The organism is Pseudomonas sp. ENNP23 (assembly GCF_001728945.1).
Lineage (GTDB): Bacteria > Pseudomonadota > Gammaproteobacteria > Pseudomonadales > Pseudomonadaceae > Metapseudomonas > Metapseudomonas otitidis.
The window spans coordinates 1-22119 of sequence record NZ_LYSP01000013.1; the positions used below are offsets into that span (position 1 = coordinate 1).

Genomic DNA, 22119 nt, shown 5'->3' on the forward strand with positions numbered 1-22119 from the left:
AGCAGCACATCCGCATCGGCAGCAACCGGCTCGTGGAAGCCGGGCAGGAAATCCACCTCAAGGCCGGGCAGAAGCTGGTGATCGAAGCCGGCATGGAACTGACCCTCCAGGCCGGCGGCAGCTTCATCAAGCTCGACCCCGGCGGCGTCACCGTCAGCGGCCCGCTGGCCAAGCTCAACGCCGGCGGGGCACCGGGCAAGGGCTCGGGTATCGGCATCAAGCCACCGGTGCTGCCGGGCAAGGCGGATCGAGCCAAGGCAGGCAGTGAGCTGGAGAAAGCCCTGCAGAACACACCCACAGAGCCCCAGCAGCCAAAACGGATGTTCAACTTCTCGAGCTGAGCGCTCAGGACGCAATGACTCAAGGACCGGTAGACATGAGCGACACAACGAAGGTCAAGAACTGGAGTTTTCCCTTCAAGCCCAAGGCCGGGAAACTCGACCCCATCCAACACCTGACGGCAATGGCCCAGGCAAGTGGCGGCTATTACCCGGTCGGCGCGAACGGCCAATGGCACGGTGGGGTTCACTTCGATGGCGAGACCGAGGCGGTATTCGATCAATCCCAGGTGTGCTGCATCGCCGACGGCGAAGTGATCGCCTACCGGATCGACACGCGCCACCCAGAAAGCCAGTACTTCACCTCCGCTGGCGCATCCTTCAATGCGGTCTTTTCCCGAAGCTTCGTGCTGGTCAAGCATCACCTGGAAGCGCCGGCAAAACCGACAGCAGCCGGCACGGCCCCCGAACCGCCGCCGTCCCTGACCTTCTTCAGCCTCTACATGCACCTGCTGAACTGGGAGGGCTACACCGGCACAAACGCCCCAAACCCTCCAGCCTTCATGGGGGAAACCCTCTACAAGGTGAAGGCGGACAAGGCCACGGACCCTGTAAAGGGGCTGCGCATCAGGGCCGAGCCACGCACCGGCCGGGTCGTCGCGCTGATCCCCAAGGGCAGCAAGGTCAGGGTCGGCGACGCCCACCCCATCCACAGTGGGTGGTACAGGCTCCTGGCGGTCGTGGAAGGCCGCACCCTGCCCGCCGTGGCGATCACGGAGAACATGTGGGTCTTCCCCGGGGAGATGGAGCAGACAGCCGAGGCCGGCATCTTTCTGGTCGGCGAGCGGGCTAACGACCAGGAGCCCACCTTGGCGCCGGAAAAAGGGCTCAACGTACGCAAGAACGGCAACGGTCGCCGTGATGACCCCATCGTCGGCGTACTGCCCCTGGGTGCGACATTCCGCCTGGAGTCCTCGACGGGAACCTACTGCAAGCTGAAAGAAATCGTGGATGGCAAGGACATAGCCCCCCTCTCGCCCGACAGCGCAGGGAACATCCAGGGCTTCGTGCATCTCGGCTCGCTTGAAAGCACGCGCTCGGCGCCCAAGCTGGACAAGGTGTACGTCCTGCCGACGCCCCACCCGATCAAGGCTGGCGAACTGATCGGGCACCTGGGCCACTACCAGAACGAAAACGACCGCAGTCCACAACGGCTGCTGCACCTGGAAGTGTTCAGTTGCGAAGACGTACCGGCCTTCATCGCCAAAAGCCAAGCCTGGGCTGCCGGCCTTCCCGATGAGCAGAAGACCTTGCTCAAGGTCCACAAGAACGCGAGCAAACTCATCCCCCACCGCGACGACATCAACGCCAGCAATCCCCCGAAGATCAGCGACGCCGGAACGACCGTGGGCGTCGACCTGATCATCCCGCAAAGCCTGCTGGACGGACTCTCAGCCGACAGCAAGCTGCAAGAGAACACCCCCTTACCCGGCACTGCCACGCCCACCACGACCCGTTGGTGGCGGCTGGACAACCTGCTCGCCGACAACAACGGCAACCCCATCAGCGGCTGGCTGGCCGAGCAGGACCTCATCACCACCCGCCACAGCCCCTGGGAGTGGGAGGGCTACGACTTCATCCAGGAAACCGGCAGTCCCGTTGGCAAAGCCACCTACTTCTACGAAGCCTGGCGCCGGCTTACCAACGAAGAAAGCGCCAACTACCGCGCCCTGGTCAGCCAGGAAGACCAGGGCCCGATCAAGGCGCGCCTGTACGACATCATTCGTCCCGGCGGCGCCAAGGGCCTGCTGACCGCCCAGGAAATAGGCCCCGCCCTGGCAAAACCCTGGCACGCCCAATCCATCGCACAACTGGTGACTCACTATGAAAGCGAGTGGTACTGGAAACCCGATAAATGGGACGAACTGGATCCCCTGATGGGGCATCTCCCGGGTATTGATCCGAATCTCAATTGGGCAAGTGAGAAGGAGCGCATCAAGGAACTTTGTTGGTGGGCGGAGATGGCGGGCAAGCATGGGATTAGTGACGATGGGAAGGCTTGGCATTTTCAAGCGCCAGGAATAGTTGGGAACTTCAATAAAGTGAACAGGAGAAAGAGAAGGGACTATGACCTAGGCGGACTATCCAGTTCCTACGAAACAGGAGGCAGAGGCTCACAAACTGTTTCAGGTGGTATTGGAGATGCTGGGGGCGTCTCTTATGGCTCTTATCAAATGACTAGCAAAGTTACTCTCACCGATGGCAGTGCAATTGTCGGCGGGACTGTAAAAAAATTTATTAACTGGTCTCAGTTCCCTTGGTCATCAGAATTTGAAGGACTTACACCAGGGTCAGAGATTTTTACACAAAAATGGAAAAACCTAGTTAATCTTTACCCAAGTGAATTCAAAAGCGTTGAGCACGAATTCATAAAAATCACTCATTATGACATTCAAATAGAGAAAGTACTCAATACCACACAGATAGATTTAAGGTATCACTCACACACTATGAACGACGTAGTTTGGTCTACTGCTGTCCAGCAGGGCCCTGGCTCATCGATAATAATAAATGCCATAAACTCACTAACCATCCCCCACGAAGAGACAAAAACCTATGATTCAACTCTAATAGATGCCATTTACAAAGAAAGAGGACGACGAATTCTAGAAGGCGAGAAGGCTGGCCAACTATTTTATTTCTCCAAAAACTCAATCGCTCAGCAGGAAGGTGTAGCCGAGAGATTCATATCCGAAAATCTCAAAGCTCAGGAGCTTCTAAAAAATGAAGAAAATTATTAAAAAAATTATCACCCTTATAATAATAGCCTACACAAACACCTCACTCGCACACACATCCATAAATTTGTACGAGTCAAATCAAGGCATAATAAGCTTATCAAAAACCGAAAACACATATACGCTACTCGCAATAGCGGGAGGCCGACCTGCAGGAGGTGCCACTGCAGGAAACTGCATAATCATGGCTAAACTCAAAGACACTGGAAAAGCAATTAAAGGCAAACTCTATCCGTTCAAGTCATCATATTTTAGCTATGAGGAAGCCTCATCCAATACCCCACCCATAACCCTAGAAAAAAGAAGCAAATCAACCATATTCATAGAAGTTGACACATTTGGAATATGCGGCTTAGGAGTTACATTTACAGATATATATTCTTTACAAGAAGCACACACCAGAAGCTACAAAGAAAATTTTCTTGAAACGCTTAAAATAACTCATGAGATAGCCCAAAACCTATATCAGAAGGGTGACAAACAGGGTGCGATAACAATAATGAAGCCCTACGCAGAAAATATGCCCATGCACTGGATAGAAAATTCAGCTAGCGGCAATGAAATATGTGACTTCATAGAGAAATATGCTTCTTTTTTACAGCTTTCAGGCCAACCAGAAACTGCCATTAACTTTCTAAGAAAAATATTAGAAGAAAGACCAGAGAGAACGGCCGCATGGCTGAATTTAGCCGACACTTACTGGAGTGCAAAAAAATTCAAAGAAGCACGTGAGAGCTATAGAAAATACAGAATTCTCATGTCAACTGAGAAAAGAGAAAAAACCATACCCCAAAGAGTTTACGAGCGCTCACCATAACCCCCAACAAGATACAATCAAAAAACCAGCCCTGGATAAAAATATCCGACATATTGTAATTTTTAATTAAGACCTTGAAAAAGCAATAGCTCTCCACCAATGACAGCCATTAATGACAGCGATCAATTCAAGAAAACATAGGATGAAGAGAGAACACTTAATTAAGCGATTAATTTTTATATTTGTAGTTGCCACCCTCACCCTGAACAGTCATGCAGAAGAAGAACTATCCATAAAATCCAGACTAGAAAATAAAATAATAGAAGCAAACTTAATAGACACAGGACAAGACTTCTACGAGCTTGACATAAAAATTAATGGAATACGCAAAAGCCACAACAACGAACTAATCCCAAATAAATCTGTTCACAACAAGGGAGGGCTGAAAGTATTTCGTGGCGCAGCAATTGCAAATGAGCATCTTTTATTGAATTTTTACTTCTGCAGCCCTGATACGGCAATTTGTGTTGATCGGAAAATTTTCATAAATCTTTTAAGTGACACCCTCGATATTTCTCGCGAAGAAACGATAGCATTTTCTGGAGAATTAGCTGTAAGGGGCGTTTTCTTTAAAAGCCCACCTGTGCCGATAAAATCAATTAATTACAAAGAGTTGCTAGAAAGCAATGATCTCGCGAGAAATTCGTTCAAAGAATATTATGGCTCATGCCTATCAAGCATTGCAGGCGACCCAATTAGCGTAATAGTTAATGAACTAGAAAGCACCGACCCAAATAGGTGGATATTTGAGAAAAAATGCATAACACCCCAACTTATTATGGCATTGCTTTTTCAGAAAGAGCTTTCCACGAAAGCTGCAGAGCGTTACTTAAGGAAAATTAATTTTTAGCAATAACAACAACATCTTCAAACCAGCACTACCCACCATTAAAATCGAAAGCTAAAAAATTTTGGCTCCGCATACTTACCAATAACCTCGAAAACACTTACGGATGAAAATACATCTAAAGACACTATTCCGCATACTAACTCTATCCTTAACCTTAACAAACAAAGCGCTAGCACTAACTGCGACTGCACCCGCCCCACGTTACATCGGAGAGCTTCACCCTCCGGTAGTGGTATCTGAAGACAACAAAAAAATGATCGTATATTTTTTGAAGAGCAATTTCAAAAACAGCATTTCAGAAGCACACATAGCAGCAGGCGAAATTTTTTACGTCCAAGTCCACCCCCTAAAGGCCGACCTTAAATACATTTGGAAGATTGAGGGCGAAGAAATTACCTCAGTATTCCTTTACGATTGGAAAACACCCAGCAGAGCTGGGAAAACAATGTACGTTCTAACTAGAAGCCCCATTTCAAGCAATCACTTCAATGGCGTTTTATATTCAACATTAGCGATACCTATCATTTCGGAGGGAGACACATTGTCACTCATTTTCTTTCCTAGCGACCCTCAGGACCCAAAACTCCAAAGCTGCTATGAGGGCATCTATCTAGAGACAAAAAAAGCAACCCACTGCGCTTATAAGAACGCAGGCGCCATCAAAAAATATCTTGCGGACCAAGATAAATAGCCAAGTGATCTTTAGTCATATTCGATAGTGGTTATAAGTATTTGCAGGACGCGAGTATTTTTCAGGTGCGTTCATCCGGCGCGCTGCCAAGGACTCCCGGATCGAATAGTCACCAAAATAAATCTTGCTGATGGTTATTGGGAGTTAGGCATGAAAGACACCGCATGTCACTTCTATCACGAATACATAGAAGACATGGAGAACACTGGAAGGTCAGCAAAAATTCCCTTACGCGCCAAAAGAAGAGCTGACTGCAAGACACAACAATAAACCCCACTCAGACCAGACCAACCATGAACACAAAAGAAAAAACCTCAATCGCGCTATTAATTCTGGTACTGCCACTGCTTGGGCAAGCCACTGAAAATCCATGCACAGAAATTAAAATCTCTCAGCAGGTCGCGCAATGCGCAAAATATAGAAAAGACAAATCCGACACCCTCCTGAATCTAACGTACAAAAACACTTTCGGGAAAATAAAAATCCAATATATCAATCATCCCAAACTTTCAACACAGTACACCGAGACACTGAAAACCGCGCAACGAGCGTGGTTGAGACTACGCGATGCAGATTGCAAGCTTGAGGCTTTTCAAATAGAGGAGACGGCAGAGGCCTATCAAACAACGCTAGACAACTGCACAACAAAACTTAATTACGACAGGATAAAATTTCTAGACGAAGTAACTGCCAACATCTAACAAGGCGAAGCTCGAAGCAAACTCATCAGGCTCAATATTTACAAAAATATTATTGCCACACCCACAACAAACACGACACAGAAAGATCGGACATTACCGTCCCCGCAACCAAAGCTAAAACCAAACAAAGAAGCACACATCGAGTGCGTGAAAGATATAACCATCAATCTCACCCCCTTGTTTCAAGTATTGAACTGTGACGAAGAAAACGCGCTGGGCTGTTCGAACTAGCCCCTGACATCCCTCCCCACCGCCCCAGCCATCACCCCTGCTAGAATGCGCGCCATTCCAGCCAGCCCCCTGCCTTTCATGACCCAGCCCCTCCCCTGCGTCGCCGTTGTCGGCGGCGGCCCTGCCGGCCTGATGGCCGCTGAAGTCCTGGCCCGTGCCGGTGTACGTGTCGATCTCTACGACGCCATGCCCTCGGTGGGGCGCAAGTTCCTATTGGCCGGTGTTGGCGGGATGAACATCACCCACTCCGAGCCGCTGGCCCCCTTCCTGGGCCGTTATGGCGAGCGACGGGACGAAATGGCCGCCCTGCTGGACGGGTTCGATGCCGAGGCGTTGCGGGGGTGGATCCATGGCCTGGGGATCGACACCTTCGTCGGGACGTCCGGGCGGGTGTTCCCCACGGACATGAAGGCCGCGCCGCTGCTGCGGGCCTGGCTCAAGCGACTGCGCGAGCTGGGGGTGCAGGTCCGCACCCGGCACCGCTGGCTCGGCTGGGCCGAGGGCGGTGCGCTGCGCCTGGCCACGCCGGACGGGGAAGTCCGCGTCGAGGCCAGCGCCTGCCTGCTGGCCCTGGGGGGCGGCAGTTGGGCACGGCTGGGGTCGGACGGAGCCTGGGTGCCGCTGCTGGAAGCCCGTGGCGTGCCGGTGCGGCGCCTGCAGCCGAGCAATTGTGGTTTCGAGGTGGCGGGCTGGAGCGCGCTGCTGAAGGAGAAGTTCGCCGGCGCACCGATCAAGCCGGTAGCCATGGCCCTGGATGACGCGCCGCCGCGCCAGGGCGAATTCGTGCTGACCGAGCAGGGCGTCGAGGGCAGCCTGGTCTATGCGCTGTCTGCCGCGATCCGCGAACGCATCAACCGGGATGGCCTGGCCACGGTGTACCTCGACCTGCTGCCCAACCAGCCTGTGGAAAAAGTCCGCGCCGCCCTCGCCCGTCCCCGGGGTTCACGCTCCATGGCCAAGCACCTGCACAGCCAGTTGGGCCTGGATGGCGCCCGTGCCGGCCTGCTGCGGGAGCTGTCCAGCCAGGCGGATTTCCAGGACCCGGCGCGACTGGCCGCCGTGATCAAGCGCCTGCCCCTCACCCTGGTGCGCCCACGCCCGCTGGATGAGTCCATCAGCTCCGCCGGCGGCGTGCCGTTCGAGGCGCTGACCGAGGGCCTGATGCTGAAGGATGTGCCCGGGGTCTTCTGCGCCGGGGAGATGCTCGACTGGGAGGCCCCCACGGGCGGCTACCTGCTCACCGCCTGCTTCGCCAGTGGCCGACGTGCTGGCCTCGGCATGCTGGACTGGCTGGGGATCGACGCGCCGACGTAACGGCCACTTGGAAAACGGGACCATCGTGCTAGATTTCGCCTCTCCCCCGCGCAGTCGAAGTCACCATGCCGTTGACCTTCCGCCCCGCCGTCGCCGCTGATGCCCCCGCCATCGCCCCGCTGGTCTACCGCTCCGGCCCGGCTGCCTTCGACTACGCCTTCAGCCGTGGCAAACGCCACGCGCTCGACTTCCTGCGCTGGACGCTGGCCCGCCCGGCCGGCGAGTTCGGCCATGACGTGCACTGGGTCGGCGAGCTGGACGGGCGCATCGTCGCCACCGGCGCGACCTTCAGCGGTGCCCGCAACCTGGCCAACAGCCTGGCGGCGCTGGGCCAGATCCTCGGCTTCTACCACCTCGGCGCCCCAGCGGTGATCCGTCGGGGCCTGCAACTGGAGCAGGTGATCCAGCCGCCACCGCGCGATGCCTGCTACCTCACCCACATTGGCGTGGCCGAGGACCTGGCCGGCCAGGGCATCGGCTGCCAACTGATTGATCACCTGCTGCACCTGGGCCGTCTGGAGGGCCACCACCGCGCGGCGCTGGATGTTTCCGCCGCCAACCCACGCGCCCAGGCACTGTACGAGCGCCTGGGCTTTCGGGTGATGCTGGAGCGCCCGTCCGGCGTGCCCGGCATCCCCGCCCACCGCTTCATGGTGCGCCCCCTCGACGCGCGCTGAAGAACACCCCACACGGAAGGTACAAGACGGCTTCCGGGGCGCTCGTCACAGCGTCTATGCTTGTTTTCACCTCCCAGCAGTCCACGGCGGAACCGCTCAGTGATCCCCCTTCTCGTCTGCGACGACTCGATGATGGCGCGCAAGCAACTGATCCGCGCGCTGCCCCCGGAATGGCCGGTGTCCATCACCCAGGCCAACCACGGGGAAGAAGCCATGGCCGCAATCCGCCAGGGCCTTGGCCTGGTGGTGCTGCTCGACCTGACGATGCCGGTGATGGACGGCTACCAGGTACTCGCCCAGATCCGCGCCGAGGGCCTCAAGGCCCGCGTGGTGGTGGTGTCCGGCGATATTCAGGACGAAGCCCAGCGCCGGGTGATGGAGCTCGGTGCGCTGGCCTTCATCAAGAAGCCTGCCGACCCCGACGAACTGCGCGCCACCCTGCTGCGCCTGGGGCTGATGCGCCCGCCGGCCGACGACGCCCCGCCGGTGGACCTGCCGCCCCGCGAGGAGCTGTCGCTGAAGGTCAACTTCCGCGACGCCCTGCGCGAGGTGACCAACGTCGCCATGGGCCGCGCCGCCGCGCTGCTGGCCAAGGTACTCGGTGTGTTCGTGCAACTGCCGGTGCCCAACGTGAACATCTTCGAAGTCAGCGAACTGCACATGACCCTGGCCGATGCCCAGCGCGGCGAGCGCCTGAGCGCGGTGTGCCAGGGCTTCATCGGCGATGCCATCGCTGGCGAGGCACTGCTGTTGTTCCACGACTCGGAGATCGCCGACATGGCGCGCCTGCTGCGCTGGCAGCCGGCGGACGACAACGAAACCTCGGAGATGCTGCTGGACCTCGCCAGTATCCTCATCGGCGCCTGCCTGGCGGGCATCGCCGAGCAGATCGACGTGCGTTTCTCCCAGGGCCACCCGCAGCTGCTGGGCCAGCACGCCTCCATCGAGCGGCTGATCCAGCTCAACCGCAGTCGCTGGAAGAAAACCCTGGCGGTGGAGATCAGCTACAGCCTGGAGGGCCACGACATCCACTTCGACCTGCTGGTGCTGTTCACCGAAGAGGCCATTCCGCGCCTCACCCACAAGATCCGCTACCTGATGGACTGACCCATGCCAGCACAGATCGATATCAAGGAAATCCACTGGCTGCTGGACATCGTCCAATGCATCGACGTCGGCGTGGTGGTGGTGGATCGCCAGTACCGCGTCGAGGTGTGGAACAGCTTCATGGAGAACCACTCCGGCCTCGGCCCCGACGAGGTCCACGGCAAGCCGCTGTTCGAGCTGTTCGCCGAGATCGACGAAGCCTGGTTGCGACGCAAGGTGGACAGCGTGGTGCAACTGGGCACCCGGGCCTTCAGCCTGTGGGAGCAACGCCCGTACCTGATGCGCTTCGACAACTACCAGCCGATCACCGGCGAGGAAGCCTTCATGTACCAGAACGTCACCCTGCTCCCCCTGGGGGGCGCCAACGGCCAGGTGGATCACCTGTGCATCGTCATCTACGACGTCACCGAAGTGGCCCGCTACAAGCGCCAGGCCGCCGCCCTGCGTGCCAGCAAAGGTGGCGAAGCCTGACCCCGACTATTCACAGAACCTGTGGATAACCATGTGGACAGCGGGTGGATGCCGGCCTCGACCCCAGCAGGGACCGGCCCCCGCTCGAACTGATCATTTTTCGTACAAATCCGAAACATCGAAACCACCTGCCGGCTACCAGATCAACCGGCTCCAGGCAAGCCCGAAGCTGCCCACAAAAACTGTGGAGGAGCCTGTGGACAACTCGTAGAGAACCGCCTTAAAGCCCCATGAATACTGGCTTTTGAGCCAGCGAGCAGAATTCGTACAGCGCACGAAAAAGGGAAATTTCCCAAGGGATTGGCGACGAACTGGTGCCTGCCATCAGACGCGGGAAAAGGCAATACCCAGCGCTGCGTTTCGAGGCCGCGAGCCAGAGCGGCGGGATGCCGCAGGGTGGGTTTTCTGCCCCCATTTTCTGTGGAACGGATTGTGGATAACTCGTGGAAAGGCCTAGCGGGGCCAAGCGCGGCGGGGGCTGGAGCAGGTTGATCGGTTATTGAGCGGCGCGCGCAAATTCCAATTGGCAATAACGCCAGCCCCGGCGAACCGGGGCGCGCCAAAGCGGGTCAGCCCTTCTTGCCACGGGAGAAGCCGGGACTCTTGCGCACCGCCTTGACCTTGGGCTTCTCGCTGTCGATCCAGTTGCCCAGGCGCGCAGGCTTGCCACCGGCCGCCGGCTCCTTGGGCTTCTTGGGTTTCTTCGGCTTCTTCAGGATGGCGCCGCTGGCGTCGGTGACCGGCACCCGGTGGTCCGGCTCGAAACCCGGCTCCTCGCGGCGCTCCAGGGTCTGGCGGATCAGCACCTCGATGGCCGAGAGCAGCTCCACCTCGTCGGCGCACACCAGCGACACCGCCTCACCGGTGGCCCCGGCACGCCCGGTACGGCCGATGCGGTGGACGTAGTCCTCGGCGACGATGGGCAGGTCCAGGTTCACCACCTGGGGCAGGTCGTGGATATCCAGGCCACGGGCCGCCACGTCGGTGGCCACCAGCACGTCCACCTCCCCGGCCTTGAACCGCTCCAGAGCCCGCAGGCGCGAGGGCTGGGGCTTGTCGCCATGGATCGAGTCGGCGGCGATGCCGCGCGCGTGCAGCACCTCCACCAACTGGTCGACACCCTTGCGGGTCTTGGCGAACACCAGCACCTGGCGCCAGCGGTGCTGCTCCAGCAGGTGCAGAAAGAGTTCGGTCTTGCGCTTCTTGTCCACCGGCACCAGCCACTGGCGCACGCTGCGGGCCGCCGCGTTGCGCGGGCTGACCTCGATGCTCAGCGGGTCACGCAGCAGGTGGCGGGCCATCTGGCGGATGGCATCGGAGAAGGTCGCGGAGAACAGCAGGGTCTGCCGGCGGCGCGGCAGGGCGACGAAGAGTTCGTCCAGCTCACGGGCGAAGCCCAGGTCGAGCATACGATCGGCCTCGTCCAGCACCAGCGCCTGCAACTGGCTGAACTTCACCGCGTTCTGCCGGTACAGGTCGAGCAGGCGGCCCGGGGTGGCCACCAGCAGGTCGATGCCCTTGCGCAGCTTCATCATCTGCGGGTTGATGCTGACCCCGCCGTACACCGCGTAGGTGCGCAGGGGCAGATGCTGGCCGTAGGCCTGGAGGCTCTGGTGGACCTGCTCGGCCAGTTCGCGGGTGGGCACCAGCACCAGGGCGCGCACCGAGTTGGCCGCCACCTGGGGGCCTTCCTGGGTGAGCTTCTGCAGCAGCGGCAAGGCGAAGCCGGCGGTCTTGCCAGTGCCGGTCTGGGCCGCGGCCATCAGGTCGCGCCCCTTGAGCACGGCGGGTATCGCCTCGGCCTGGACCGGTGAGGGGGTCTGGTAACCGAGCCCGTCGAGGGCGCGCAGCAGGGGTTCGATCAGGCCAAGGGATGCAAAGGTCATGGAAAACAGCCGGCAGGATGGAAAGCCGACATTCTAGGGCCTTGCGGCCTCGCCGGCACGCTGGGCTGGCGCCCGGCGTGCCGCAGCACTCAGGCCCGGGCGCTGGCGCGGGACGGACGCCACTGGGGCAGGCCGATGAGCACCACCGCGCTGATGATCACCAGCATCGCCAGCCCCTCCTCAGCGCCGATGTGCTCGCCGGCGAAGCTCACCCCCAGCAGCACCGCCACCACCGGGTTGACGTAGGCGTAGCTGGTGGCCGCAGCCGGGCGCACGTGCTTGAGCAGGTAGAGGTAGGCGCTGAAGGCGATGATCGAGCCGAACACCACCAGGTAAGCCAGTGCCCCCCAGCCGGCCGGCGTGGGCAGGCTGGTCATGCGCTCGCCGCTCAGCGCGCTGCCCAGCAGCAGGACGACGCCACCGGCGAGCATCTCCACCGCGCTGGCCATGGGGCCGGCGGGCAGCGGCAGTTGCTTGCTCCACATCGAACCGAAAGACCAACTGGCCGCCGCGAAGAGGATCAGCGCAGCCCCCAGAGGGCTCGCCTGCAGGTTGGACCCCAGGTTGAGCAGGGCGATGCCCACCAGGCCCAGGGCGATGCCAGCCCATTCCAGGCCACTGGTGCGCTGGCCCCAGATCAGCCCGAACACCAGGGCGAACAGCGGCACCGTCGCCACCGCCAGCGCCGCCACGCCGGAGGCCACGCCCAGGTGCTCGGCCAGGGTCACGCCACCGTTACCGCAGCTCAGCAGCAGCACACCGATCACTGCACCGGCCTTCCACTCGCGCCGGCTCGGCATCGGCGCACCGCGCCAGCGCAGCCAGGCGAACAGCAGCCCGCCGGCGATGACGAAGCGCACGCCGGCCATCAGCAGCGGCGGCCAGGATTCCACGCCGATGCGGATGGCCAGGTAGGTGGAGCCCCAGATGACGTAGAGGGCGAAGAAGGAGGCGATCAGCAACAGCGGCGATGCGCGCGAAGACATGGCAGGACTCGTCGTTCCGGTGACAGGGTCAACTATTCTATGCAAGGCTCCACTGCCTCAATAAGAATAAAAACCTTCTTGTTATGGGCATGAGCCTTTGAAAAAAAGGCAATTACACGAACCAACCTTGTTTTCCACAGAAGCACCCGGAGCCCTCATGGACAAGTACGACCGCCTGCTGCTCGCCGCCCTGATGGAGAACGGCCGCGCCACCTTCGCCGAGCTGGGCCGGCGGGTGAATCTCTCCGCCCCCGCCGTCGCGGACCGGGTGGCCAAGCTGGAAAGCGCCGGGGTGATCACCGGCTACCACGCCTCGGTGGATCTGGCGAAGATCGGCCTGCCCATCGAGTGCGTCATCGAGCTGCGCCTGACCGACCACGACTCCAAGCGCACCCTCGAAGCCCTGGCGCGCATCCCGCAGATCGCCCTGTGCCACCGCATCACCGGGGATGCCTGCGTGCTGATGAAGGCCGCCGTGGCCTCGATGCCGGAGCTGCAGGACCTGCTCGACCACCTCAGCCAGTACGGCGCCAGCAAGACCTCGCTGATCCTCTCCACCCCTTTCGAGCAGCGCATCCCCGCGCCCCTGCAGGTGCAGGCCCCCCGCGCCGAACCGGTCCGGCGCAAGGCGACGGAGGCTCAGCGCAGCAGCAAATCGCCGTCGATCGGCACGTAATGACTGGCGGCACGCACCAGTGACTGCGCGGTGAGGCCGGGCACGCCATAGGCGATGGCCTCCAGGCCGCGACTGCGGACACGCTCCAGCAACAGGTCGAAGTCGCCATCGCCGGAGGCGAGCACGATGCAGTCCGCCCTGTCGCAGGCGTCCAGCACGTCGATGGTGATGCCCACGTCCCAGTCGCCCTTGGCCGAACCGTCGGCGCGCTGGATGAACGGCTTGAGCCGGACCTGGAAGCCCAGATTGCGGAGGATCTGCTGGAACTGCCGCTGGCGCGGGTCGCCCCGGTCGATGGCGTAGGCGGTGGCCTCCACCAGGCAGCCCTGCTCCGACAGGCTGCGCCACAACGCGCTGTAGTTGAAGTGGCAACCGTAGACATGGCGCACCGTGTAGTAGAGGTTCTGCACATCGGCGAACAGGGCGATCTTCTTCACGGGGAACCTCGGGAGCGGTGAACAGCGGCAAGGGCGGCAGTATGCCAGCCCACGGTGCCCTCGCGCCTGCCGAGTTGGCCCCAATCTGTACACCGGGGGCTGACGGCGCCCACGGGCGCGGGCAGAATCGCCCCTCTCGCCACGCAAAGGACGGCACGCACATGCACACCCCGGCAGCCCTGCTCATCATCGACCAGCAACGCGGTATCCAGCGGGTCGCCACGCCCCGCAACCACCCTGAGGCCGAAACCCGCATGGCCGAGCTCCTGGCCCTGTGGCGCCAACGCGGTTGGCCACTGGTGCACATCCGCCACATGTCCCGCGACCCCGCCTCGGTGTTTGCACCGGGCCAGGACGGCGCGCGCTTCCAGGACGCCTTCGAGCCCCGCGCGGAGGAAGCCGTGCTGGAAAAGAACGTCACCGATGCCTTTGCCCACAGCCAATTGGAGCGCTGGCTGCATGTGCGCGGGCTGCGCGCAGTGGTGGTGGTCGGCGTCGCCAGCGAGAACTCGGTGGAAGCCACGGCCCGCAGCGCCAGTTGCCTGGGTTTCGCCACCACGGTGGTCAGCGACGCCTGCTACACCTTCGCCAAGCCCGACTGGTGCGGCCGGCTGCGCACCGCCGAGGAGGTGCACGACATGGCGATGGCCAACCTCGCCGGGGAATACGGCCGGGTGCTGGACTGCGCCACGCTGCTGGCGGAACTGGACGCATGATCGTCGCCCACCTGCCCACCGGCTACCTGCTGGGCGTCGCCCTGGAGCGCCTGCGCCCCCTCGCCTGCAGCCCGCGCCTGTGGCTGGGCACCGCCCTGCTGGGGGCCTTCGCCCCCGATCTGGACATGCTCTATTTCCACCTGGTGGACGGCGGCCAGCAGCACCACCACCGCTACTGGAGCCACTGGCCGGTGGTCTGGTTCAGCCTGCTGGCGCTGGCACTGCTCGCCTGGAGCCGCGCCCGCCAGGCTCGCTGGCCGGCCCTGGCGGTGCTGTTCAGCCTCAACGGTTGCGTGCACCTGATGCTGGACAGCGTGGTGGGCGACATCTGGTGGCTGGCGCCCTGGGTCGACCAGCCCTTCGCCCTGGCCACCGTCACCGCGCGCTACTCGCCCTGGTGGCTGAACTTCATCCTCCACCCGTCCTTCCTGCTGGAGCTCGGGCTGCTGGCGAGCGCCCTCTGGCTGGCCTGTCGACGGCAGCGCCAAAGCAGCGTGCCAGTGCGTTTTTGAGACGTTGCCGGGCATCGTCTAGAGTTCGTTTACAGCCCTGAATTCTGGCGCCCGTCGATGAATCCCGTCCTCCTGCTGCGCGACTCCTGCTACTTCTTCAGCCGGCATGCCAGTCAGATCGCCCTGCTCTGCCTGCCGTTCATCCTCCTTGAGGCGCTGGTCCAGCAACTGGCCGCGCTGTGGTTCGAAGGCCCCACGCCGGCGGCGGTGCAACTGCTGATCCGGCTGTTCTTCTACCCGATGTACACCGGCGCACTGATCCTCTTCGTCGACAGCCGCAACTGCGGTCTGCGCCTGCGCCGCCAGCAGCTCTGGGCCATGGCCCTGTGGCGCTGGCCGAGCTACGCGGTACTGGCGGCCTTCACCACGTTGCTGGTGATGCTCGGGCTGTCGCTGATGATCCTGCCGGGCCTGTGGATCATGGGCCGCCTGGCCTTTGCCGAGCTGCTCCTGGTGATCAACGGCCTCGCCCCCATGGAGGCGATGAAGGAGAGCTACCGCATGACCGGCGGCCACTTCGTCACCGTCTTCTGCTGCCTGCTGCTGGCGGTGGGGCCGATGTGGGGCTTCGAGTGGTGGGTCGGCGAACAGCTCGGCGAGCCCCCCGACCCCCTCGGCAGCTTGCTGGCCGGCTGCCTCGATGCGGGCCTCCAACTGTTCGCCAGCGTCTTGATGTACCGGCTGTTCAGCCTCCTGGCGGAACCGGCGGCGGAGCGCTGAAAAGCGGCTCGCAGGCTATCGATATCCCGGGACGGGCAAGGCGACACAGCCCCGGAGCGCAACTTGCGGTGAGGTGAATGAGCATTTGAGGGCGCTTTCGACCCCGCAGCGGCAATCCCGTCAGGTTTTCCACAGCCTGCTAGGCTCGGTGGGTCCCCTGAAGGAGAACCCGCCATGGAAAGCAACCCGAGCATCCTTTCCCACATATCCCTGGGCAGCAACGACTTCGACCGCGCCGTCGCCTTCTACGACCGGGTGCTGGCCACCCTCGGCTGTCGCCGCGTCCTCGAACACCCCGGCGCAGTGGCCTACGGCCGCGAGTACCCGGAGTTCTGGATTCAGCGCCCCTTCAACGGTGCCCCGGCCAGCGTCGGCAACGGCACCCACATCGGCTTCTTCGCCCCGGACCGTGAAGCGGTGGACGCCTTCTACAAGGCCGCCGTCGCTGCCGGAGCCCGCCCCGACGGCGCGCCGGGCCCGCGCGAGGAATACGGCGCGCCCTACTACGGCTGCTTCGTCCGTGACCTGGACGGGCACAAGGTGGAAGCGACGTTCTGGGACCTCAGCCAGGACTTCGAGCTGGTGGTGGACTGAGCCTTCATTCCCGGGGTGGCTGGTAACGCGCCGCCGCCCGTTGTACCCAGCCCTCCGCCTGCATCTGCTCCAGCGCCTTGGCAATGCGCTGGCGCTCAGCCGTCAGCGGTCGCTGGCGAGAGAAGCCGATGTACAGGTCGGTGCGCGCGTCGGGCTGGTAGCCCGTGCGCTGGATGCGCCCGGCCAGGTGTGGGTCGCGCAATGCGTAGTCCACCTGGCAATCAGAGCCGATCACCACCTGCAAGCGCCCGAGGGCGAGCATCTGCAGCAGTTGCACTTCGTTGTTGACGCCGAACTTGACCAGGTTCCGGTCCGAATCGAAGGGCTCGAAATAGGCGGATTCCAGCACGAAACCGATGGTGGGCCCCTTGAGGTCCGCATAGCGGCGGATGCGCGGTGCCGTTTCCGGCGAGGCGTAGAGGCGCGGCGCACAGGCGTAGTAGGGCTGGGCCAGGTAGTCGATGTAGCGCTCGCGCTCCGGGGTGCGCGCCAGCCCGGTCATCAGGTCGGCAGTGCCACCCTCCAGCGCCGCCAGGCCCCGGGCCCAGGGGGCGCGCTGCACCTCGAAGCGCAGCCCGGTGCGCCGCTGCAACTCGGCCAGCAGGTCCATGTCCAGACCGGTGATGCGCCCGTTCTCGCCCTCCATGCGAAAGGGCGGCCAGTAGTCGGTCATTACCCGCAGCGGTGGCGGGTCATCGGCCCGTAGCGGGCTGTCCTGCAACAGGGCCAGGCTCGTGAGGATGAAAGAAAAAGCGAACTTGCGCATGCCGGCTCCCGGGAACGAACGCAGCGGCAAAGCCTGCAATTCCCTTGCCGTTCGGCTCGGCCTCGAATGCTGGAGCACAACCTCCGACCGGCCCGATAGGCCGCTGCGCAGCGGCCTGGGCCCCCTGAAGCATAGCCGCTGCCCCTCACTTCGCTGGACCGTCTCCTGCTCTGCCTGCTGGTCGTCGGCACCCAGTTGGTCATACCCCGCCGGGGTCGTCTGGACAGCGCAGAGCGGGTGCTGCTGCCACCCGCTGCGCCCCGATCAGCGCCTGGGCTTGGCGCGGGCGGTCGGCTCGGCCACCAGCGGGTCGTCCGGCCAGTAGTGCTTGGGGTAGCGCCCCTTGAGGTCCTTCTTCACGTCCGCGTAGGTGGTGCGCCAGAAGCTCGCCAGGTCCTGGGTGACCTGCACCGGGCGGTGCGCCGGGGACAGCAGGTGCAGCTTCACCACCTGGCGGCCACCGGCGATGCGCGGGGTGTCGGCCAGGCCGAACAGCTCCTGCAGGCGCACGGCGAGCACCGGCGGTTCCTCGTTGTAGTCCAGGCGGATCGACGAGCCCGAGGGCACCGCCAGGGTGCGCGGGGCCAGTTCGTCCAGGCGTTGGGGCAACGGCCAGGGCAGCAGGCCGGTGAGGATGCCGGCCAGGTCCAGGTTGGCGAAATGGGCCAGGCGGTTGACCTTGCCCAGCCAGGGGCCGAGCCAGTCGTCCAGGCTCGCCAGCAAGGCGGCATCGCTGACATCCGGCCAGTCGCTGCTGCCGCGCTCGGCCAGGTCCAGCCGGCGCAACAGGGCGATGCGCGCCTGCCATTGGCGCAGCTCCGGGGTCCAGGGCAGCAGCTCCAGGCCCTTGCGCCGCACCAGGGCCACCAGGGCGCGGGTGCGGGCGGCTTCGTCCAGCGCGGCCAGGGGCTCGCGGGCCAGCACCAGTTCGCCGACCCGGCGCTGGCGTTCGGCGCGCATCGCACCCTCGCGCTCGTCCCAGTCCAGCACGTCCAGGGTGTCGACCTGTTCGGCCAGCGGCCCCTCGAACAGCAGCGGGTCCAGCTCGGCGGCCAGGTAGATGCGCTCCTCGCGCTGCCCCTGGCGGCTGCCCAGGTCGGCGATCACCAGCCAGGGGCACTTCATCAGCGCATCGGGCTCGGTGAACAGCGCCGCGCGGCCGTTGGCCAGGCGGTATTCACCGCCGCCCGCGCGACGCTGCTGGGCCACGCGGTCGGGGTAGGCGAAGGCCAGCAGGCAGCCCAGCCAGCGCGGGTGCTCGGGGTCGGCCACGGCCTCGCCGGACTGCCCGCGCAGGTAGCTGCGGAACTGCCGGGCCAATTGCCGGGCACGTTGCACACCGCCCCGGGCGCCACGTGCGGCCGGGCTTTCGCCGGCCAGCAGGGCCAGGCGGCTGTGCAGGTCGGCACCGCCGCCACGGAGGATGTCGCGCTCCCCCAGCAACGCTGCCACGTCGCACGCCAGGGCGCCCAGGCCGAGGGCCTGGCCGCGCAGCAGCAGGTGGGCGATGCGCGGGTGGGCCGGCAGCTCGGCCATGGCCTGGCCGTGGCGGGTCAGGCTGCCCTGCCCGTCCAGCGCGCCCAGCCGCTGCAACAGGTCGCGGCCCTGGGCGTAGGCCGCCGCCGGCGGCAGGTCGAGCCAGGCCAGCTCGCCGGGCTCCACGCCCCAGCGCGCCAGTTGCAGGGCCAGGCCGGTGAGGTCGGCCTGGAGGATTTCCGCCGTGCCATAGGCCGGCAGTTGATCGTGCTGGGTCTCCGACCACAGCCGGTAGCACACGCCAGGCTCCAGGCGGCCGGCACGACCGGCACGCTGAATGGCAGAGGCGCGGGCGATGCGCTGGGTGTCGAGGCGGGTCATGCCGCTGGACGGGTCAAAGCGCGGCACCCGTTCCAGGCCGGCGTCCACCACCACGCGCACGCCGTCGATGGTCAGGCTGGTCTCGGCGATGTTGGTGGCCAGCACCACCTTGCGCGTGCCGGCCGGCGCCGGCTCGATGGCGGCGCGCTGGGCGGCCAGGTCCAGCTCGCCGTGCAGCGGGCAGAGGCGGATGTCGTCACGCCCGGCCAGGGCCTCGCCGAGCTGCTCGGCCACCCGGCGGATCTCGCTCTGCCCGGGGAGGAACACCAGCAGACTGCCGGGCTCGTCGGCCAGGGCCTGCAACACGGTCTGCACCACCCGGGGCTCCAGATGCTCGCCCGGCTGGCTGGCGCGCCCCCAGCGCACCTCCACCGGGTGCATGCGGCCTTCGCTGCGCACCACCGGGGCGTCGTCGAGCAGCCGCGACAGGCGCTCGCCCTCCAGGGTGGCGGACATCAGCAGCACTTTCAGCGGCTCATCGCGCAGCAGCGCGCGGCCGTTGAGGGTCAGCGCCAGGGCCAGATCGGCATCCAGGCTGCGCTCGTGGAATTCGTCGAAGATCACCAGGCCGACGCCCTCCAGCGCCGGGTCGTCCTGCAGGCGCCGGGCGAGGATGCCTTCGGTCACCACCTCGATGCGGGTGCGCGGGCCGACCTTCGACTCCAGGCGGATGCGGTAGCCCACCCGCTCGCCAACGCCCTCGCCCAGCTCGGCGGCCAGACGCTCGGCAGCGGCGCGGGCGGCCAGCCGGCGCGGCTCCAGCATGAGGATGGTCTGCCCGGCGAGCCAGGGCTCGTCCAGCAGGGCAAGGGGGACGCGGGTGGTCTTGCCCGCGCCGGGCGGGGCTTCGAGCACCGCCTCATGGCGACCGGCCAGTGCCTCGCGCAGGGCGGGCAGTACGGCATCGATGGGGAGTGATTTCATGGGTGGCTCCAACGCAGGGCGGCGATTATAGGGCACCGCCAAAAACTATCTGCGCTGTCATCGCCTACGTTTTCAGCGGAGCCCCAGGGGCGAACCGCCAGCCCTTTCGTGTGGTCTCAGGTGTGCTTCGGGTTTTGCCCCGAACGCCTTGGTATAGTGACGCCATTTTTCTCAATGGAGCCGTTTATGCGCCTGAAATCCCGCCTGATCGGCGGCGCCGTCGCCGCCGCGCTGCTGACCCAGTTGACCGCCTGCGGCACGCTGTTCTTCCCGGATCGCCGTGGCCAGATCGAAGGCAAGATCGACCCGGTGGTGGCCGCGCTGAACGCCATCGGTGTGCTGTTCTACGTGATCCCCGGCCTGATCGCCTTCGGCGTGGACTTCGCCACCGGCGCCATCTACCTGCCGGGCAACGAGACCGCCCACGTTGCCCCCGAGCGTCTGCGCGAAGCCATCGGCAGCGACGGCCAGATCGATAACGCCCGTCTGAAGGCGATCATCGAGCAGGACACCGGCCGCAGCCTGCCGCTGGACGACCCGCGCCTGATCCGCCACACCGGCAGCCTGGAACAACTGGCTGCCTATGGCCTGGCCCCGGCCGCCTGACATGCGTGCCCTCGCCAGCCACCACGACCGGCTCCTGGCCTACCACGGGTGGGCCAACCGGCGCCTGCTGGCGAGCCTGGAGGGCCTCGACGAGGCGCGCTATCGCGCGGATTGCGGGCTGTTCTTCGGCTCCATCCACACCACCCTGAACCACATCGCCGTGGCCGACCGCATCTGGTTCGCCCGGGTGCTGCACCTGCCACGCCCGTTCGAGCGCCTGGATGCCGAGGCCGCACCCGACCGCGCCGGACTGGCCGCCGTGCTGGCCGAAGGCGTGGGCCTGTGGCGCGCCTGGCTGGCCGGGCAGGACGACGAGGCCCTGCTGGCGCCCCTGGAATACCGCAACATGGCTGGCGACCGCTTCCAGCGCAGCCACACCGAGATCCTCTCCCACCTGGTCAACCACGGGACCCACCACCGCGGCCAGGTCACCGCAGCCATGAGCGCCCTCGGCCTGGAAACCCCGGTCCTGGACCTTCTCTACTACACGCCGAAGCAGCCATGACCGCGCTGGAACACCACGCCCGCCTGCTGCGCCAGGTCACCGCTGCCTCGCTCTCGGTCGCCCTCACCCTGGTGTTGGCCAAGGCCGTGGCCTGGTGGCTGAGCGGCTCGGTCAGCCTGCTGGCCGGCCTGACCGACTCGCTGCTGGACAGCGCTGCCTCGCTCCTCAACCTGCTGGCAGTGCGCTTCGCCCTGAAGCCGGCGGACGACGACCACCGTTTCGGCCACGGCAAGGCGGAATCCCTGGCGGGCCTGGCCCAGGCGCTGTTCATCGCCGCCAGCGCCGTACTGGTGGGCCTGCAGGCGGTGGAGCAGATCCGCGACCCGCAACCCCTAGGCGCCCAGGCGCTGGGGATTGCGGTGATGCTGCTGTCGCTGGTGCTGACCATGGCCCTGCTGGCCTTCCAGCGGCGCGTCATCCGCATCACCCACTCCACGGCGGTGCGCGCCGACTCCCTGCACTACCGCTCGGACCTGCTGCTCAACAGCAGCATCCTGCTGGCCCTGGTCCTCACCAGCCTGGGCTGGGACCAGGTGGACGGGCTGTTCGGTCTGGGCATCGCTGCCTACATCCTGTGGAGCGCCATCGGCATCGCCCGCGAATCCATCGGCGTGCTGATGGACCAGGAGATCGACCCCAAGGTGGGCGAACACATGCACCAACTGGCCTGTGGCGTGCCCGGCGTGCTTGGCGCCCATGACCTGCGCACCCGCGTCTCAGGCCACTACTGGTACGTGCAGTTGCACCTGGAGCTGCCCGGCGAGATGCCGCTGTCCGAAGCCCACGCGCTGTGCGTACAGGTGGAGGAGGCCATCCGCCAGACCTACCCCCGCGCCGATGTGCTGGTCCACGCCGCCCCCATCGAGGTGGTCAAGGGCAACTAGGCGGCTTCGCTGCGCCGGCGGCCCCTCTCCGCGCTCCCCAAACTGCAGGCATAAAAAAAGGAGGCCCGTTCCATGGGCCTCCTCGCGGGGTAATTCGTCCTGTGCTGGCGATTGT

At 63.3% G+C, this 22119-nt stretch carries 21 protein-coding genes and 1 pseudogene; 17 read left to right on the forward strand and 5 right to left on the reverse strand.

All coding sequences use genetic code 11. The features are described 5' to 3' along the window. From A9G05_RS09550 to A9G05_RS09575, 9 genes and pseudogenes are all read left to right on the forward strand, one after another. A pseudogene (locus A9G05_RS09550) lies at positions 1 to 341 on the forward strand (DUF2345 domain-containing protein); the annotation flags it as partial. A gap of 35 nt (positions 342 to 376) precedes the next feature. Beyond that, entirely contained in the window at positions 377 to 3079 is a 2703-nt protein-coding gene (locus tag A9G05_RS27810) for a hypothetical protein (protein WP_069560749.1), read from the forward strand. Further along, positions 3063 to 3893, forward strand: a complete 831-nt coding sequence (locus A9G05_RS26475) for a M48 family metallopeptidase (protein WP_083265563.1) — start codon at positions 3063 to 3065, stop codon at positions 3891 to 3893. Before A9G05_RS27810 ends, A9G05_RS26475 begins: the two co-directional genes overlap by 17 nt. A 142-nt stretch (positions 3894 to 4035) precedes the next feature. Further along, a complete protein-coding gene (locus tag A9G05_RS27110) occupies positions 4036 to 4743 on the forward strand; it encodes a hypothetical protein (protein WP_139131113.1) in 708 nt (235 codons plus the stop codon). A 984-nt stretch (positions 4744 to 5727) separates the two neighbouring features. Continuing rightward, positions 5728 to 6135, forward strand: a complete 408-nt coding sequence (locus tag A9G05_RS26480; protein WP_083272533.1) for a lysozyme inhibitor LprI family protein — start codon at positions 5728 to 5730, stop codon at positions 6133 to 6135. Between the two features lie 309 nt (positions 6136 to 6444). Then, positions 6445 to 7680, forward strand: a complete 1236-nt coding sequence (locus A9G05_RS09560; RefSeq protein ID WP_069560750.1) for a TIGR03862 family flavoprotein — start codon at positions 6445 to 6447, stop codon at positions 7678 to 7680. 65 nt (positions 7681 to 7745) lie between these two features. Continuing rightward, positions 7746 to 8357: an N-acetyltransferase gene (locus tag A9G05_RS09565; protein WP_069560751.1), complete on the forward strand. Its 612-nt coding sequence runs from the start codon at positions 7746 to 7748 to the stop codon at positions 8355 to 8357. A gap of 99 nt (positions 8358 to 8456) precedes the next feature. Next, complete coding sequence (locus A9G05_RS09570) at positions 8457 to 9464, forward strand: response regulator (RefSeq protein WP_069560752.1); 1008 nt, start codon at positions 8457 to 8459, stop codon at positions 9462 to 9464. A gap of 3 nt (positions 9465 to 9467) precedes the next feature. Continuing rightward, positions 9468 to 9935 carry a PAS domain-containing protein gene (locus A9G05_RS09575; RefSeq protein ID WP_069560753.1) on the forward strand — a complete coding sequence of 156 codons (468 nt, stop codon included), beginning with the start codon at positions 9468 to 9470 and terminating at the stop codon, positions 9933 to 9935. Between the two features lie 569 nt (positions 9936 to 10504). On the opposite strand, the gene A9G05_RS09580 is transcribed toward A9G05_RS09575, so the two are convergent. Together A9G05_RS09580 and yedA are read right to left on the reverse strand one after the other, a co-directional pair. Then, entirely contained in the window at positions 10505 to 11821 is a 1317-nt protein-coding gene (locus A9G05_RS09580) for a DEAD/DEAH box helicase (RefSeq protein WP_069560754.1), read from the reverse strand. Positions 11822 to 11910: 89 nt separating this feature from the next. Then, complete coding sequence (yedA, locus tag A9G05_RS09585; protein WP_069560755.1) at positions 11911 to 12807, reverse strand: drug/metabolite exporter YedA; 897 nt, start codon at positions 12805 to 12807, stop codon at positions 11911 to 11913. Positions 12808 to 12964: 157 nt separating this feature from the next. Between yedA and A9G05_RS09590 the strand changes: the two genes are divergently transcribed. After that, entirely contained in the window at positions 12965 to 13483 is a 519-nt protein-coding gene (locus A9G05_RS09590) for an Lrp/AsnC family transcriptional regulator (protein ID WP_069560756.1), read from the forward strand. Here the strand turns inward: A9G05_RS09590 and A9G05_RS09595 are convergent. Beyond that, the gene (locus A9G05_RS09595) at positions 13447 to 13920 is read right to left on the reverse strand and encodes an NYN domain-containing protein (protein WP_069560757.1); all 474 of its coding nucleotides are present in this window, start codon (positions 13918 to 13920) and stop codon (positions 13447 to 13449) included. The genes A9G05_RS09590 and A9G05_RS09595 overlap by 37 nt on opposite strands. Positions 13921 to 14081: 161 nt before the next feature. Between A9G05_RS09595 and A9G05_RS09600 the strand changes: the two genes are divergently transcribed. The 4 genes from A9G05_RS09600 to A9G05_RS09615 all read left to right on the forward strand — a co-directional run bounded on the left by A9G05_RS09600 (position 14082) and on the right by A9G05_RS09615 (position 16462). Further along, complete coding sequence (locus A9G05_RS09600; protein WP_069560758.1) at positions 14082 to 14636, forward strand: cysteine hydrolase family protein; 555 nt, start codon at positions 14082 to 14084, stop codon at positions 14634 to 14636. Then, the gene (locus A9G05_RS09605; protein WP_069560759.1) at positions 14633 to 15148 is read left to right on the forward strand and encodes a metal-dependent hydrolase; all 516 of its coding nucleotides are present in this window, start codon (positions 14633 to 14635) and stop codon (positions 15146 to 15148) included. Before A9G05_RS09600 ends, A9G05_RS09605 begins: the two co-directional genes overlap by 4 nt. 57 nt (positions 15149 to 15205) lie before the next feature. Beyond that, on the forward strand, positions 15206 to 15868 hold the full coding sequence (locus A9G05_RS09610) for a hypothetical protein (protein ID WP_069560760.1): 663 nt from the start codon (positions 15206 to 15208) through the stop codon (positions 15866 to 15868). Between the two features lie 174 nt (positions 15869 to 16042). Continuing rightward, positions 16043 to 16462: a VOC family protein gene (locus A9G05_RS09615; RefSeq protein ID WP_069560761.1), complete on the forward strand. Its 420-nt coding sequence runs from the start codon at positions 16043 to 16045 to the stop codon at positions 16460 to 16462. Positions 16463 to 16466: 4 nt separating this feature from the next. On the opposite strand, the gene A9G05_RS09620 is transcribed toward A9G05_RS09615, so the two are convergent. Then, entirely contained in the window at positions 16467 to 17228 is a 762-nt protein-coding gene (locus A9G05_RS09620) for an ABC transporter substrate-binding protein (RefSeq protein WP_069560762.1), read from the reverse strand. A 264-nt stretch (positions 17229 to 17492) separates the two neighbouring features. Next, positions 17493 to 20009, reverse strand: a complete 2517-nt coding sequence (hrpB, locus tag A9G05_RS09625) for an ATP-dependent helicase HrpB (RefSeq protein ID WP_069560763.1) — start codon at positions 20007 to 20009, stop codon at positions 17493 to 17495. A gap of 186 nt (positions 20010 to 20195) precedes the next feature. Here hrpB and A9G05_RS09630 point away from each other — a divergent pair, with 186 nt between their 5' ends. Genes A9G05_RS09630 through A9G05_RS09640 form a run of 3 tightly spaced genes read left to right on the forward strand, consistent with a single transcriptional unit; the run spans position 20196 to position 22004 of the window. Then, positions 20196 to 20615: a polyribonucleotide nucleotidyltransferase gene (locus A9G05_RS09630; RefSeq protein WP_069560764.1), complete on the forward strand. Its 420-nt coding sequence runs from the start codon at positions 20196 to 20198 to the stop codon at positions 20613 to 20615. 1 nt (position 20616) lies between these two features. After that, a complete protein-coding gene (locus A9G05_RS09635) occupies positions 20617 to 21120 on the forward strand; it encodes a DinB family protein (RefSeq protein WP_069560839.1) in 504 nt (167 codons plus the stop codon). Beyond that, positions 21117 to 22004 (forward strand): cation diffusion facilitator family transporter, encoded by an 888-nt coding sequence (locus A9G05_RS09640; RefSeq protein WP_069560765.1) that lies wholly within the window; start codon positions 21117 to 21119, stop codon positions 22002 to 22004. The genes A9G05_RS09635 and A9G05_RS09640 overlap by 4 nt, the downstream gene beginning before the upstream one ends. Positions 22005 to 22119 lie beyond the last annotated feature (115 nt).